The 13,977-nt window shown below is 64.5% G+C and carries 15 protein-coding genes and 2 pseudogenes; 7 read left to right on the forward strand and 10 right to left on the reverse strand.

The features are described 5' to 3' along the window. The first annotated feature begins 67 nt into the window (after window positions 1-67). Window positions 68-943 carry an MBL fold metallo-hydrolase gene (locus FXB38_RS21805; RefSeq protein WP_148753028.1) on the forward strand — a complete coding sequence of 292 codons (876 nt, stop codon included), beginning with the start codon at window positions 68-70 and terminating at the stop codon, window positions 941-943. 10 nt (window positions 944-953) lie between these two features. Here FXB38_RS21805 and FXB38_RS21810 read toward each other — a convergent pair whose 3' ends face one another. The 3 genes from FXB38_RS21810 to FXB38_RS21820 form a co-directional block, all read right to left on the reverse strand. Beyond that, the gene (locus tag FXB38_RS21810; protein ID WP_283812749.1) at window positions 954-2,099 is read right to left on the reverse strand and encodes a type II asparaginase; all 1,146 of its coding nucleotides are present in this window, start codon (window positions 2,097-2,099) and stop codon (window positions 954-956) included. A gap of 195 nt (window positions 2,100-2,294) precedes the next feature. Next, window positions 2,295-2,543, reverse strand: a complete 249-nt coding sequence (locus tag FXB38_RS21815) for a hypothetical protein (protein ID WP_148753029.1) — start codon at window positions 2,541-2,543, stop codon at window positions 2,295-2,297. A gap of 114 nt (window positions 2,544-2,657) precedes the next feature. Next, on the reverse strand, window positions 2,658-3,620 hold the full coding sequence (locus tag FXB38_RS21820; protein WP_148753030.1) for an alpha/beta hydrolase: 963 nt from the start codon (window positions 3,618-3,620) through the stop codon (window positions 2,658-2,660). A gap of 97 nt (window positions 3,621-3,717) precedes the next feature. On the opposite strand from FXB38_RS21820, the gene FXB38_RS21825 reads away from it, so the two are divergent. Then, the gene (locus FXB38_RS21825) at window positions 3,718-3,882 is read left to right on the forward strand and encodes a nitroreductase family protein (RefSeq protein WP_246230024.1); all 165 of its coding nucleotides are present in this window, start codon (window positions 3,718-3,720) and stop codon (window positions 3,880-3,882) included. Between the two features lie 133 nt (window positions 3,883-4,015). Further along, entirely contained in the window at window positions 4,016-4,219 is a 204-nt protein-coding gene (locus tag FXB38_RS21830; protein WP_148753031.1) for a hypothetical protein, read from the forward strand. A gap of 44 nt (window positions 4,220-4,263) precedes the next feature. On the opposite strand, the pseudogene FXB38_RS21835 reads toward FXB38_RS21830, so the two are convergent. The 3 genes and pseudogenes from FXB38_RS21835 to FXB38_RS21845 all read right to left on the reverse strand — a co-directional run. Beyond that, window positions 4,264-4,446, reverse strand: a pseudogene (locus tag FXB38_RS21835) (hypothetical protein); the annotation flags it as partial. A gap of 73 nt (window positions 4,447-4,519) precedes the next feature. Next, window positions 4,520-4,840, reverse strand: coding sequence for a PilZ domain-containing protein (locus FXB38_RS21840; RefSeq protein WP_148753032.1), 321 nt, complete (start codon window positions 4,838-4,840; stop codon window positions 4,520-4,522). Continuing rightward, the gene (locus FXB38_RS21845; protein WP_148753033.1) at window positions 4,837-5,940 is read right to left on the reverse strand and encodes a DUF2336 domain-containing protein; all 1,104 of its coding nucleotides are present in this window, start codon (window positions 5,938-5,940) and stop codon (window positions 4,837-4,839) included. Before FXB38_RS21845 ends, FXB38_RS21840 begins: the two co-directional genes overlap by 4 nt. Before the next feature lie 300 nt (window positions 5,941-6,240). Here FXB38_RS21845 and FXB38_RS21850 point away from each other — a divergent pair, with 300 nt between their 5' ends. Both FXB38_RS21850 and FXB38_RS21855 read left to right on the forward strand, forming a co-directional pair. Beyond that, window positions 6,241-7,188, forward strand: a complete 948-nt coding sequence (locus FXB38_RS21850; RefSeq protein WP_148753034.1) for an AraC family transcriptional regulator — start codon at window positions 6,241-6,243, stop codon at window positions 7,186-7,188. Window positions 7,189-7,239: 51 nt separating this feature from the next. After that, complete coding sequence (locus FXB38_RS21855) at window positions 7,240-7,830, forward strand: NADPH-dependent FMN reductase (RefSeq protein WP_148753035.1); 591 nt, start codon at window positions 7,240-7,242, stop codon at window positions 7,828-7,830. 11 nt (window positions 7,831-7,841) lie between these two features. On the opposite strand, the gene FXB38_RS21860 is transcribed toward FXB38_RS21855, so the two are convergent. Both FXB38_RS21860 and FXB38_RS45060 read right to left on the reverse strand, forming a co-directional pair. Then, window positions 7,842-9,923 carry a methyl-accepting chemotaxis protein gene (locus FXB38_RS21860; protein WP_148753036.1) on the reverse strand — a complete coding sequence of 694 codons (2,082 nt, stop codon included), beginning with the start codon at window positions 9,921-9,923 and terminating at the stop codon, window positions 7,842-7,844. Between the two features lie 123 nt (window positions 9,924-10,046). Beyond that, a pseudogene (locus FXB38_RS45060) lies at window positions 10,047-10,118 on the reverse strand (DUF1810 domain-containing protein); the annotation flags it as partial. 222 nt (window positions 10,119-10,340) lie between these two features. Between FXB38_RS45060 and FXB38_RS21870 the strand changes: the two are divergent. Together FXB38_RS21870 and FXB38_RS21875 are read left to right on the forward strand one after the other, a co-directional pair. Beyond that, window positions 10,341-11,282: a DUF2778 domain-containing protein gene (locus tag FXB38_RS21870; protein ID WP_430640182.1), complete on the forward strand. Its 942-nt coding sequence runs from the start codon at window positions 10,341-10,343 to the stop codon at window positions 11,280-11,282. A 64-nt stretch (window positions 11,283-11,346) separates the two neighbouring features. Next, window positions 11,347-11,604, forward strand: a complete 258-nt coding sequence (locus FXB38_RS21875; protein ID WP_148753038.1) for a hypothetical protein — start codon at window positions 11,347-11,349, stop codon at window positions 11,602-11,604. 225 nt (window positions 11,605-11,829) lie between these two features. On the opposite strand, the gene FXB38_RS21880 is transcribed toward FXB38_RS21875, so the two are convergent. Both FXB38_RS21880 and FXB38_RS43470 read right to left on the reverse strand, forming a co-directional pair. Beyond that, on the reverse strand, window positions 11,830-13,686 hold the full coding sequence (locus FXB38_RS21880) for a tannase/feruloyl esterase family alpha/beta hydrolase (RefSeq protein ID WP_187435046.1): 1,857 nt from the start codon (window positions 13,684-13,686) through the stop codon (window positions 11,830-11,832). Between the two features lie 78 nt (window positions 13,687-13,764). Next, a partial coding sequence (locus tag FXB38_RS43470) for a hypothetical protein (RefSeq protein WP_210250936.1) occupies window positions 13,765-13,977 on the reverse strand: 213 nt, incomplete at its 5' end.

A 13,977-nucleotide genomic window follows, 5' to 3' on the forward strand; every position in this document is an offset into this window, starting at 1 on the left:
CGCGTTTCACGGCTTGAACCGTCCAATGCTGCCCGTTACGCTTCCCTGAAAAAAGGAGCTAACAGCCATGAAACAACTCCGGATCGGCGACATCACCATCGATGCGGTGATCGAGCGGGAAGGGCCCTGGCGACGGCCACAGGACTTTTTCCCGGCTTATGACGAGGGCGTGTTCAAGCACCATCTACCGACGATGGAGCCGGAAGTGTTCGACGCCGCGCGCGGCATGATAGTCATCACCTACCAGACCTTCGTGGTGCGCACGCCGCGCTACACCATCCTGGTCGATACCTGCACCGGCGAGGACAAGGGTCATCCGCCGCCGTTCGACTTTCCCGGCAAGGAGCGCTGGCGCAATGAATTGCTCGCGCTCGGCATCGGCTTCGAGCAGATCGACTACGTCTTCTGCACGCATCTGCACATCGACCATACCGGCTGGAACACGACGTTGCGCGACGGCCGCTGGGTGCCGACGTTTCCGAACGCGAAATACGTCTTCCACAAGGGCGAGTACGCGGCCTGGGAAGCCGAGAACGCCAAAGGCAACAATCCGCCCGGCACGGTCTTTCGTGACAATTGCCTGCCGATCGTCGAGGCGGGGCAGGCGCTGCTTGTCGACGACGACTATGCGCTGGACGATACCGTGACGCTGACGCCGACGCCGGGGCATTCGCCCTGCCATTGCTGCGTGAACATTTTCTCCGGGGGACAACGCGCGGTGGTCACCGGCGACCTCATGCACCACCAGATCCAGTGCCGCGAGCCGGACTGGTCGGCGAAGCGGGATTGGGATGCAAAGCAGTCGGCGGTGTCGCGGCGGAAGTTCTTCGCTTCCGTCGCAGACACCGACACGCTGATCCTGCCGATCCATTTTCCGGCGCCGACCGTCGGCCTGATCAAGCCGCTCGGCGCCGCCTTTGATTACCGCTTCAGGCGCGAATAGAGCGGATGCTCTAATAGGTGTAGAACATCCGCTGGATTTCCTTGCTGTCGGTCGTCTTGGTCAGCGCCAGCATCAGCAGAATTCGCGCCTTCTGCGGATTGAGCGTATCCGAGACGATGAAGTCGTGTTCGTCGTCCTTGGCTTCGCCGTTGCGCGCGACGATGCCGTTGCCGACACGGCTGCTGCGAACGATCGCGACGCCCTTCTTGTGGGCCTCGTCGAGAGCCGGCTCGACCGCGGGCCGGGCCAAGCTGCCGTCACCCGTGCCGGCATGCACGATCCCCTTGGCGCCGGCGGCGACAAAAGCATCGATCGCGACCCGGTTCATGTTGGCGTAGCCGTAGACGATATCGACCTGCGGCAGCGTATCGAGGTTGGAGACGTCAAACTCGGAATCCGCCGTGTGCCGGCGGGTCGATTGGCGATAGAAATACGGCTTGTTGCCCTGCATATAGCCGAGAAAGCCGAGCTCAGGTGTGCGGAAGGTGTCTGCCGTCGAGGTGTTGTTCTTGGTGACGTCGCGAGCCGCGTTGATCTGATCGTTGAGAGAGACGAGCACGCCCTTGCCGACCGCCTCCTCACTGCCTGCGAGGATCACCGCATTGAACAGGTTGATCGGCCCGTCCGCGCTGATCGCTGTCGACGGCCGCATCGCGCCGACGACGACGACAGGCTTTTTGCTCTTGACGGTCAGGTTCAGGAAATAGCTGGTTTCCTCGATCGTATCGGTGCCGTGCGTGATCACGATCCCGTCGACGTCGTCCTGCGCGAGGAGCGTGTTGACGCGCTTGGCAAGCTTCAGCCAGTAGTCATTGTTCATGTTCTCGCTGGCGATCTGGAAGACCTGCTCGCCCTTGACGTTGGCCACCGTCTTCAGCTCGGGGACGGCATTCAGGAGGGTCTCGATGCCCACCGTGGCTGCGGTGTAACCGACCACGGTGGTGCTGCTCGCTCCGGAGCCGGCGATGGTGCCGCCGGTTGCCAGAACCATGACGTTAGGCAGACCGACGCCCCTCGCGTTCGCGACGTCAAAACTGATGAGCAGCGCGAACAGCAAGCTCAATGTTGCCAATATCCGATGACGCACTCGAAGTTGCCACATCTTGACGTCCTTTTGCTGGAAAGCCTTCTCGACGCGCCCCAATTCGCTCAGCATTGCATGATCCGTCAGCCGACGGCTTCTGTCTAGGGTTGTGACGTCATCGGATGATATGGCTTGGGCGCTCGGCGCGCGCAAGAACGTGTATGGCCGGGACATCTAGCGCGAAGACGCGCTTCGCGCTTCTGCCCGGCCATGACGGAGTTCGGTCGCTGATTGCTCGCTAAAGAAGCAGCAAATTCGCAGCGCGCCTTACGCGCCCATCTCGCACTTCTTCATGAAGCTGTTCTTGGCGGCACCGGCGAGCGGCTTGCCGTCGGAGCCGACCGCCTTGGGCGCGCAGGCGTCTTCCTTGCACTTCTTCATGAACGAGGTCTTGGCCGCGCCGGCGAGCGCCTTGCCGTCCTTGCCGACCGCCTTGCTCTCGCAGGTGTCGTCTGCAAGCGCCGAGCCTGCTGCAAAGGTGGCAACGATCGCAGCCAGGAAAATTCGCTTCATCATGGGTGTCTCCCTAAACCAAAAGATGGCGCGCGAATTGGAGCCCGAAATCGTGGCGCAATCAAGCAGGATCGCGCGCCGGGAGGTCGATCGCAGCTTCTTCCATTCATCCGTGGTTCAGACAGCCCGCTCCAGCAACGCCTTGAAGTCGGCGCGTGCACGCTGCGCTTCGGCGCGGGCGACCTCGGAGGCGTCGCCGAGGCCGAAATAGCCATGGATCAGGCCGGCGCCCTCGTGATGCTTCACCTTCACGCCGGCGGTCTCCAGCGCCCGCGCATAGGCGGCACCCTCGTCGCGCAGCGGATCGAACCAGGCGGTGGTCACGATCGCGGGCGCGAGGCCTGCGAGCGAGGCGGCACGCAGCGGCGAGACCCGCCAGTCGGCGGCCTGACTGGCATCAGCGAGATAATGGCCGGCGAACCATTCCATGACGGCTCGCGAGAGGAAGTAGCCTTCGGCATTCTCGGCGCGCGACGGAAAGCGCGCGTTCTCGCGCGCGTCGGCATAGCCGCCCACGACGTCGGTGACGGGATAGACCAGCAGCTGTGCGGCGAGCTTGATGCCGGCATCGCGGCAGGCGATCGCGGTGGCGGCTGCGAGATTGCCGCCGGCGCTGTCACCGGCAACGGCAAGACGCTTTGCGTCGTCGCCAAATTCCGCGACGCGGTTGAACACGTCGCTGGTCGCGGTGAAGGCATCCTCGAAGGCGCCGGGAAAGCGCGTTTCCGGCGGGCGGCGATAGTCGACGGAGACCACGACCGCGCCGCTCTCGATCGCGAGATTGCGCGCCTGCCGGTCGTGGGTCTCGAGGTCGCCCGCGACCCAGCCGCCGCCGTGGAAGAACACCACGGTCGGCGCGGGCACGCTGCCGACGCGATAAACGCGTGCATTCAGGGGGCCGGCGCCGCCCTTCAACTTGATATCCTGCACGGTATCGACGGGCGGCGGCGGCACGGCGGCGCGCGAGGCAGCCAGTGCGCGCAAGGAATCGCGGGCGCTCTGTGGCGTCATCGTCGCGGGATCGCGCAGCGGCAGCAGCGGAATGATCTGGGCGATGAAGGGATCGAGCGGTGCGGCCATGATCGGGTCCTTACGGGGGTTCTTGGTCTTGCTTGCGGGTTAGCATAGATTTCGCGCGCCGCATCGGCAACCGGCCAGGTGTTGCAGATGTGGCATCATGCGCTCCGACATCATGCGCGAGGTCGCAAAGAATCCCGAGGACGAGGTCATCATGACTTGCGTTGCGATGGGCTATCCCGACGACAACTTTGCCGCGAATGCCGTTCGTTCCGATCGCGAGGGCAACACAGAGTTCGTACGCTACGTCGGCTTCGCCGACTGACGCGGAAAGGCCGGAGGAGATTATTCCCTCACGAAATTTTTCGTGCGGACTCGTTACGTCCCCTTGCAATCTCTACCGTGCAGGAGGAACAATACGCGGACTCAAGGTTTGTTGCTGGCGCGAGGGAATTGACATGCGGCGGCTGGCTAGCCTGGTTCGATGGTTCTTCGGTCCGCGGATGCGGCGTCCGATCGATGATGATCCCAGCCTTCCTTTTACGCCTGAAGAGTTCAGCAGGCTGGTCCGCAGCGGCCGGCACGAGGACATGAAGCTGCTCGCCGAAGGACTGGCTTGTCGCTCGATCCCGCGCCGCATCAAATACCGGGCGACGCACTAGGCGCACCCGTGACGTCGTTGCCCGCCCGCTGGTTTGGCGCGCGCTCAGCGTGAGAGTGCGACCTCCTTGAAGGATCTGACCAGCGCCTTCTCCAGCCTTCCGGTCATCCCGCAGAGAATATGATTGGCCTCCGTGCGCGGCATCGTCGGCTTGTAGGGCCGGTGCTCGATCAGCGCGGCGAAGATATCCGAGATCGTGAGAATGCGCACGATGTCGTTGATGCTCTCGCAAGGGGCTGGCCAAGTGTGACGGCCGTGAACATCGATGCGATCGCGGTAATCGGTTGATGGAGTTTCGAGCCTACTTGCTCCGGGCGGTATTCTGCGCCGCCTTCGCCGGTTTCTTCTTGCTGTCTGCGTTCACGAAATGAACACCGGCCATGGTGCCGTCGATCCAGACCAGCTCGCAGCGCCGGTACGCGAGCCCGGTCGAGGACAGCAGCATGAAGAACTCCTTGGCTTGCAGCACGTCGAGGGTACCTTCGACCTCGATCTTGGCGCCAGTCTGGGACACGTCGAGCAGCACGCAGCTGCGCCGCCAGGTGCCGTCCGAGCCCATCAGGTTGACGGACTGCTTGTGGTCCATCCGTACGCGAAGCGCCTTGCGACCGTCGAACTTCATCGGCTAACCCCCATTTTCGTGCCGCGATTTCCCGGATGGCCTGTGCTGGCGCTGGCTGCAATTTCCCCCCAGCGCACTGTCCATTGGCTGGTCGACAAAAGAAGCGTTTCGAAAATCAGTTGCGCGCGTTCGCGCTGGGCGAAGGAGAGGCGCGTACCACCTCGGTTGCTGAGGATCGCGAGCGTGGTCGTCCAGTTCAGGCGCGAAGCCCGGCAGGCCATCACCAGGCCCTCGCAATCGTCATCGCTCATGACATGCTCGACGATCTCGATCGGAGCCCCCGACAGCACCGACAGGGCGGTGAACAGATTGGCGGTCTCGCCGCGGATGGCGAAGCGGTTCACGGTGGAATCGTTGAGCTTGCCGACGCGGCTGAGCGCCACGATCTCCGGTCTGGCGCTCGCATAGTCGGCGAGGGTGGGCGGCTTTGGCGGAATCGGCGCGGCTGCTTGCGCGGGCGGAGCGGCGGAGGGGTTGGGCTTGGCGGGTGCTGACTTGGCAGGGCGGGCGGAGAGCAGCTTCCGCACGATCAAGTCTGGGGTGCCAGGCCGCAGCACGAGCGCCTTCGCAATCTCGCCGTCCTGGTCGGCCCCACCAAGAGTGGCGTAAGCTGCCTCGGAGAATTTTGTTCCCGGGTTATTTATCAGCACAAGGCAGATCTGCTCGCCTCGCTTGATGAGCGCCTCGGTCACCGCAGGCTCGATGCAGTCGCGCGCCGCGATCGCGCGTTGGTGCCGCTCGCCGCACGAGGCCGCGACTGCCGCAAGATCGGCCGTGGAGAGTGCCTGCGATCTGAGCAGCACAGGACACGCCACGTCGGCGTTGTCATGGGAGGCAAGGCGTCGCAATGTTTCCGGCGGAGCCACCTTCAGGTCGGCAAGCGTCGTGCTGAGCTGAATTAGCGCACTGGCCTCAACCCGTTCCGTTAGTCGCAGCAGAACGCCATCGACCACACCGGACAGCAGTTCCTGAGAGCGGTCGCGGCTGCCGGTGAGCAACTGCACAATGCCGGAGAGAATGCGAGCGCAGCGGTCCAGCGGGCAGCTTGCGACCGCCTCTTCCAATTCGACCAAAATATCAGCAGGCGAATTTGCCATCATGGCAGGGGCCTGTACTCAAATAAAATTCGACTAAGCAATGCCCTTCATTCAGCACCACAGGCGTTAATTTGAAATTTAGACCCCGCCCCTCCGGGTATCAGCGCACCGCCTGCTTGACTGGAAACGCTATCGAAATTTGGCAGGAGGCGAACACCCTTCTTGTCCTTTGCATTGGACGCTCGCCAACTGATCGAGGGAGGCTCGCATGAGTCTCTCGGTCTCAGGGGAAACCGAAAGGGGGAATTCAGACCGGCGTAGTGCCGGACACGCGTCGTTTCCTGGCGCGGTTTTTCATTTGTCATGAACAACAGTGATGCTGCGCCAGCGCTGGCGCCCAAGATATTTCGTTTTGCAGACGTCGACGAGTTTCGCAACGCGATCCGCGGCCTGAATTTCGAGTTCACGCCGCTTGTGCGAAGGATTGCGGCCGAGCAGACCATTCTGCAATTGCCCGGCTGCGACGTGAATATGACGCGGGCATTTCCGCGCGTCGTGGACGCGCAGCTCGTTGCCGATTGCACGGCGGTGGGCTTCGCGATGGACGACCTCGAAATCCCGATCCGCTTCAATGGCGCGCAGCGCGACCGCGCCGTCATCGTCATCGGCAGCAGCGGCGCGGCCTACAACACGATCGAGGAGGTGCAGCGGCAAATCGCCTCGGTCGTGTTCCACCCCGAGGTGAGGGATCGCGGCTGGCCCGAGACGAACTCCAGCTTCAAGATATTCGAGACCAGTCCATTGGCGCTGCATAGGTTGCGGAAGCTGGTCAGGGAAGTGCTGGCGGCTGCGCCCGAGCCGATCGATGCAGCCGAGGTGCCGCTGAAGGCGGCAGCGATGAAGGAGTCCCTGCTCGGTGCGGTCGATGCCGTGTTCGCCGATGTCGTGCCCGCGCGCTGGACCCGGCGTCCGAACGACGAGCGGCAGTTCAAGCTGTTCCAGGACATCCGCGCACTGTTGTCCGACGACCTCTCGCAGCCGATCTACAGCGAGGAGATTGCGCGCAAGCTCGGCCTGTCCGTCCGCACCTTGCACGATGTCGTGCGCCGCTATCGCGGCATGAGCCTGCACCGCTATTTGCGCCTACGCCGCCTGTGGCTGGTGCGGCAGCGGCTGCTTGCCGGCGCCGACAGCGTCAAGGCCGTCGCGCTCGCGTTCGGCTTCTGGCATCTCAGCGATTTCTCGCGCAGCTATCGCGATCAGTTCGGCGAGACGCCGTCGCAGACGCTGGAATTCGGGCGAAAACGATAGTGCGGCAAATCGGTTGGGGCCGTCCCGCCGTTTCGTGCTAGCCTGCCGGCCATGAGCAATCGCATCCTCGTCCTCTACGGTTCCTACCGGTCCGACCGCATGGGCATCCGCCTTGCGAATTTCGTCATCGATCGCCTCCGCAGTCGCGGCGAGGAGGTCGAGTTCATCGACGCCAAGGCGATCGGCCTGCCGATGCTCGATCGCATGTACAAGGAGCACCCTGCGGGCACCGCGCCCGAGGCGCTGGAGAAGCTGGCCGGCCAGATCCGCGGCGCCGACGGCTTCGTCTTCGTCACCGGCGAATATAATTGGGGCATTCAGCCCGGCCTGAAGAACCTCACCGACCACTTCCTGGAAGAGTGGTTCTGGCGGCCGGCTGCGATCGTGAGCTATTCCGCCGGCCGCCTGTCCGGCGCGCGCGCCTCGACCGCGTGGCACGGCACGCTGTCGGAAATGGGCATGGTGGTGATCTCGAGCACCATCGGCGTCGGGCCGATCGCGCAGACGCTGTCAGCCGAGAGCGAGCCGATCGGCGAGGGCGGCAAGGCGCTGGAACGCTCGTTCCCGCGGTTTGCCGACGATCTTAATTGGTGGATCGAGGCGGCCAAGGCGCAGCGCGCGCGCAAGGCGCCGCCGTATTAGGCGCGCGCTCCTTACGCCGCCCTGACTTCGCCGAGGAAGCGGTCGAACTGGCCGGCGAGATCGCGTGACTGCGTCGAGAGCTGCTCGGCCGCGCCCAGAACCTCCTGAGCGGCCGCACCGGTGTCGTCGGCGGCGCGCTGCACGCCAGATATGTTGGTGTTGACCTCCTGGGTGCCGCGGGCGGCTTCCTGGACGCTGCGGGATATCTCCCGGGTGGCCGAACCCTGTTGCTCGATCGCGGCTGCAATCGCGGTGCCGATCTGGTCGATCTCGGCGATGACGTCGGCGACGTTGCGGATCGCAGTGACGGTCTCGTCGCTGGCGGACTGGATCGCCGTGATCTGCTCGGAGATCTCGGTGGTCGCCTTGGCGGTCTGGCCGGCCAGCGACTTCACTTCGGACGCGACGACGGCAAAGCCGCGGCCGGCGTCGCCGGCGCGGGCGGCCTCGATGGTGGCGTTGAGCGCCAGCAGGTTGGTCTGTTCGGCGATGCTCTGGATCAGCGTGACGACGTCGCCGATCTTCTGCGCGCCCTCGGCGAGCGCACGGGCAGTGTCGCCGGTGCGGCGGGCGTTGTCGACGGCGCGGGCCGCGATCTCGGTCGATTGGGCGACCTGACGGCCGATCTCCGCGATCGACGACGTCAGCTCTTCGGTCGCGCTTGCGACCGTCTGCACGTTGGTCGAGGTCTGCTCGGAGGCGGCGGCCACCACCGCGGCCTGGCTGTTGGTCTGGGCGGCCGTCGAGGTCATCGACTGCGCCGTCGTCTCCATGGTGGAGGAGGCCTGCGACAGGCCGCCGACGAGCTCGGTGACCTTGGCCTCGAAGGCGCGGGTCAGCTCGTCGAGCGCCTGGGCGCGGCGCATCTTGCCGTCGTTCTCGGCTTGCTTCTCGGCCGCGAGCCGGTCGGCCCGGATCATGTTGTCCTTGAACACTTGCACCGCCGCGGCCATCGCTCCGATCTCGTCGGAGCGCTCCGCGCCGGGGATGGCTTCAGCAACCTCGCCGTCGGCGAGCCGCGACATCCGGGTCGTCAGGCTGACGATCGGAGCGCAGACGCGGCGGCGGACCATCGCGATGAGGCCGGCGCTGGCGATCAGCACGGCGAGGAGCCCTGTGAGCGCGATCGCGAAGCTCGTGCGCGCGGCGACGGACGCGCCGGAAAGGATATGCTCGGCGTTGTCGTAGAACGCATCGCGGACCTCGATGATGGTACCGAGGCCGCGCTGCGTGGCTGCGTAATAGGTATCCATGTCGTGTTCGTACTTGCCGCTGATCGCACCGTCCCTCACCAGCTTGAGCTCGCGGCCGAACTCCTCGATATAGACCGAGTTGAACTTCTCCAGCGCAGCGGCAACGTTCGCCGGAGTTGCCGGATTGCCGCGCAACTCCTGCAGCGCCATCACGATCTGGTCGTTGCGGCCCTGTGAGCGGCTGATCTCGGCCTTCTCGGCGTCCGTCGCCGGTTTCTTGCCTCCGACGAGATTCTTGTGCAGGCTGGAATTGAAGCCGCCCACGTCTCGCAGCGTCATCGCGATGTTGGCGTAGCTGGCCTGCCGATAGGCGTCACCGTTGAGAATCGCCATGCGGCGGACCTGCTCGTTGAGCAGCGCGGTGACGCCGGCGTTGAGCACGGCATTGTCGGCGACGATCTTCTTGGCGGCGTCCTTGCGCGCCTCCACCGGTCCCGCGATCGCCTTGTCGATGGCGTCGCGCAAGCCCGTGAATTTCGAATTGATGCCGTCGATGCTGCCGCCGATGGCGTTGCCGTCGTCGAACGGGCCAGGCAGCTCCTTGCGCAGCGCATTCATCCTGTCACGGGCGCCGTCGGTCTGCTTGCGCAGTCTGTCCTGCTCGGCGAGCAGCGCCGGGTCGACAGTGGCTGGACCATAGAGAATGTTGGTGGAAAAGCCGCGCTCGGGGTTGAGATAGCGCGGGATGTCGCTGACGGCGCGGACGATCGCGAGCCGCCCTTGCGCTTCGGCGATCCGCTCCATCGTCTGGTACTTCGTCACGGCGACGTAGACGGCGAGGCCGCCGCCGACGGTCGAGAGCGAGACGATGGCGGTGGTCAGCAGCGTACCGATTTTCATGATCTGTCCGGCAATTGGCGCGGGGAGAGAAAGAAATTCTCCGAAAAATAGGGGGCGCGTATTAATCGCAGGTTTACGCTGCTCGCTGCGGTTGTCGCGGTCAGTTGGCCCCATCCAGTGAGATTGCTTCCAGCCACGGGCCAACTCGGCCAGAACGCCGCGAAAAACCGGGTCCTGAGCCCTGAGGAAGCGATCTAGATCGAAAGGATCGGTCGTTGGATACCCTCAGGAGGGCTTGCCGGCCGCGATTATGCCTAACTTTTGGCTCCCAATGTGGTAGCTGGTAGAGAGTCTCCGGGTGGGGGTTGGGTCCCCCGGAGGTGTCGACTTGGGGATCTGATGGTTTCCGACCGCGCAAGCGCCGAGGGGCTTTTGCCGCGCCGCCGAATTGGGCGAGCCGAGACAATATTGCTGTCTATGGCTGCCATCGCGCTGGCGCTGGGCGCCGCCGCTTGGGTCGCGGATATCGGCGATTCCACCCCGCTGGTCACCGCCGCGCTGCCGCCGGCCAATTCTCCCTCGTTCGACGACCGTTTCGCCTCGTTGTCCGGCAGCCCGCCCGCCCGTGACCTCGGCCTGCGGGCGATGGAGCGCTCCGCCCTGAGTGCGGTCCAGCTCAAGCTTCGCGATGCCAAGGCGATGCTCGCCCAAAAGCTCCAGGGCGATGACTGGCGCTCGACCTTGACCGATGACGACCGGACCGCGGTTGACGAGAGGCGGCCCGCGGAACGTGCCGACGCCGTGCCGGTGCCGCGCTCGCGGCCGGTCCAGGCGGACTTCAGCGCCCAGATCGCGTCCAGCCAGGCTTATGCCGACACCACGCCCAGGGCCGACAACCGCAATTTCTTCGAAAAGTTCACCGACAAGATCAAGCTAGCCTCGCTGACGCCCGACAGCGGCCTGTTCGGCAAGGCGCCGGATCTGGCCGCGCTCGGCTACGATTCGCGGACGGCGGTCTATGACATCAAGGCCAAGGCGCTGTATCTGCCGAACGGCGCCACGATCGAGGCCCATTCGGGCATGGGCGCGCTGATGGACGACCCCGATCATGTCGACCAGCGCATGGTCGGTGCCACCCCGCCTGCGACCTACGACCTCAAGCCGCGCGAAAAGCTGTTCCACGGCGTTCGCGCGCTGCGCATGACGCCGGCGGATGGCACCAGCGCACTCGGCCGTGTCGGCCTGCTCACCCACACCTACATGCTCGGGCCGCGCGGCGATTCCAACGGTTGCGTCTCGATCAAGGACTATGATCGCTTCCTCAAGGCCTACGACAATGGCGAGTTCAACCGCCTGGTCGTGGTGCCGAGCCTGAGCAGCCCGGCAACTGTCGCGCAACGCGCCAGCACCGATTCCTGATATTCGTCGGACGGCGGGGCTGCCGTTTTCCCTTCATTAAGCCGTTGTCGTCCAGAACCAGCCGATGAGTGATCCAGCAAGCTCCGAGACCCCGCTGCGCACGACGTTCAAGATCAAGCTGAACGGTGACACGCTGGCGATTGCGACCGTCGGCCAGGCCTATCAATTCCTCACCAACTTCAAATCGGTCGAGTGGATGGAATTCCGCTCGCTGCATGAGGATGCCGTCCACGCGCTGGAGGGTGCCGCCGACAATGCCATGCTCGTGGTGCAGGCGACGAACGCGATACGCGCGTTGTTCGTGAGCGCGAAGCTGCTCTGAAGCAAACGTTGTTCTCTTCGAACTCGCTCACTCTCCTCTCGTGCCCCGGACGCAGCGCAGTGTCTCTTCGACAGTGCGCTGCCGAGCCGGGGCCCATGCTGCATAGGAATTCGTCGCCACTGGGTCCCGGCTCTGCGCCGCAACGCTATAAGCGCGTTTACGCGCGTCTCCGACGCGCTATGGGGCGTTGCAGCGCGTCCGGGACACGAGACTGAGCCGCTACGCTCAGTGCCTGTCGTCGCCGTGGCCGTCGTCATCGTCGTGGAAGTCGTGGTCGCCGCCTCGGCTGAAGCCGGGGTCGACGCACGCAAAGCTCGCGGCATCGCTGGTCAGGCCGCTGCCCTTGTACGCGGGAATGCTGGGATAGACGCAGAGCGGCCGCGTGCCTCCGGTCGGGAAGTTCTGGGCAATGCGCGGATCGAACACGCCGCCGGCCGGGTAGGGCGAGGTGGTGTTGGTATTGGCCGCGACGATGCGTTCCGGCGCGACGCCGTGTTCGACCCAGTCCGTGATCGCCTTGAGCTCGTTCGTGGCGAAGCTCGTGGTCGCTGCGCCGCCGCCGCAATGGGCCATGTTGGGCACCATGAACAGCCGCGCGAAATCGGTGGCGTGATTGTCCATGCGCTGGTTCATCTTGCGGTACCAGCGGGCGATAGCGGCGCCCGAGAAGATGCCGTCATTGACCGAGGACGAGATGATCAGCTTGCCGCCGCGCGCCTTGAACGGACGCAAATCGGTTGCGACCGCCGCCATGAAATCCATCGCGCTTTCCGGATAGGCCGCGGTCTTCGTGAAGATCTTCGGCGCGTCGGTGTCGAAGTTGAATTTGAACACGAAGGCTTCCTGGCCGGTCGGTCCGTTGACGGGCGTGACGACGGGCGGCGTCTGGAAGATCATCGGGATCGCGCCGGCGCCGAGCGTCAGGTTGATCGCGGTGTTGACACCGGGCACCGGCGCGGTGACGACGTTCCAGAGTTGCCAGCCTGCGCCGGGCGCGGTGGGCGGCGTCCAGATGCCGGCGTCCCAGAACCAGTTCGAATAGAGCCGCTCGCCTTTTGAATTGACCGGACCGGCGTAGATTTTCTTGAGTGCATCGACCTGCGCGCTGGTGAGGCAGGTGCCGCCATGCGGCGTGCTGCCGTGCGAGCCGGTGCCGCAAGTGTAGCTCGCGAGTGCCGGATACACCTTCCTGGCCGTGCAGGCGTGGTAGTTGTCGATGATGCCGTCAACGAGGCCATCGAGCGCGTCGCAGGCGCTCAGGATCGCAGCCGAGGCCACCTGAAGGTCCTGCTGTGGGAACGTGTCGGGAATATACGGTTGGCCGTTGATGTCCTTGCTGGTCGAAAGCGTGCCGAGCACCTGCTCGTTCCAGGCCTCCGCGAGGCCCGCCTGCGGCAGGTTGAAGCCGGGGTTTTGCGAGATCACGCCGTCGAACAGCCAGGGCGATCGTTGCGAGGCGACCATCGCGTCGCGGCCGCCGTTCGAGCAGCCCATGATGTAGGAATAGACGGTATCGAGGCCGTAGAAATAGGAGATGATCTGCTTGGCCGTCGTCGCGGTCTTCTCGATGCCGTTATAGCCGTAGTCGCGGCGTGCCTGCGCATCGATCGCGAAATGCGCGGAGCCGCCGGCATTGGCGTCGTCGTCCTGATAGCCGCCGAGGACATTGGTCGCGCTGTCCTCGTGGCCGCCGTCATCGGCCGCCACCGCCCAGCCCTGGCCGAGCTCGACGCCGGCAGCACCTTGCGGATCGCTTTGCAGGCTGCCGTCGGTGCCGCCGCCGCCCATCATCTCGAAGCGGCCATGCCAGGTGTTGGGCAGGTTGAGCGCGAAGCCGATGCCGTAGGTGAAGTGATCGGGATCCTGCGTGGAAACGCGCTTGTTGATGATGCCGATCACGTTGCAATAGCCCGACTTCTGCGTCGCGCTCAGGATCTGCGTGTTCGGCAGAGTGAGCCCGGTGAGGGCGGTGCAGGACGAGCGCGGGGCCACGCCGCTCGGCGGCAGCCCGTGTGCGGCCGCTTGCGGGCCGAGAGACGCCCATGTGGCGACGATCGTCGAGGCGAGGAAAAATCGTTTCATGTCATGCCCTCCCAGTTTCAACGTTGATGATTGAACGAAAGCACCCGACGCGCCGCGAGCTGACGAGGCGTCGCGTGGTCAGAGATGTTTTCTGAATTGCTGTCGGGAGACATGCGCATGCGCCGGCAATGAGCCATGACGCAGTTGCGGTTGCGCGCAAAACCATTCTTCCGCGATGCGCTGTGGCACGCGGATCGTCGCCCACCCCTGATGACGGCACGGACGTTCGCTCCCCTTGAACCTGCTCGCGAAACGGCAGGCTTTCACGATCCTTAGAGTCTGTCCGAGATC

The sequence above is a fragment of the Bradyrhizobium cytisi genome (assembly GCF_008123515.1).
GTDB lineage: Bacteria > Pseudomonadota > Alphaproteobacteria > Rhizobiales > Xanthobacteraceae > Bradyrhizobium > Bradyrhizobium cytisi.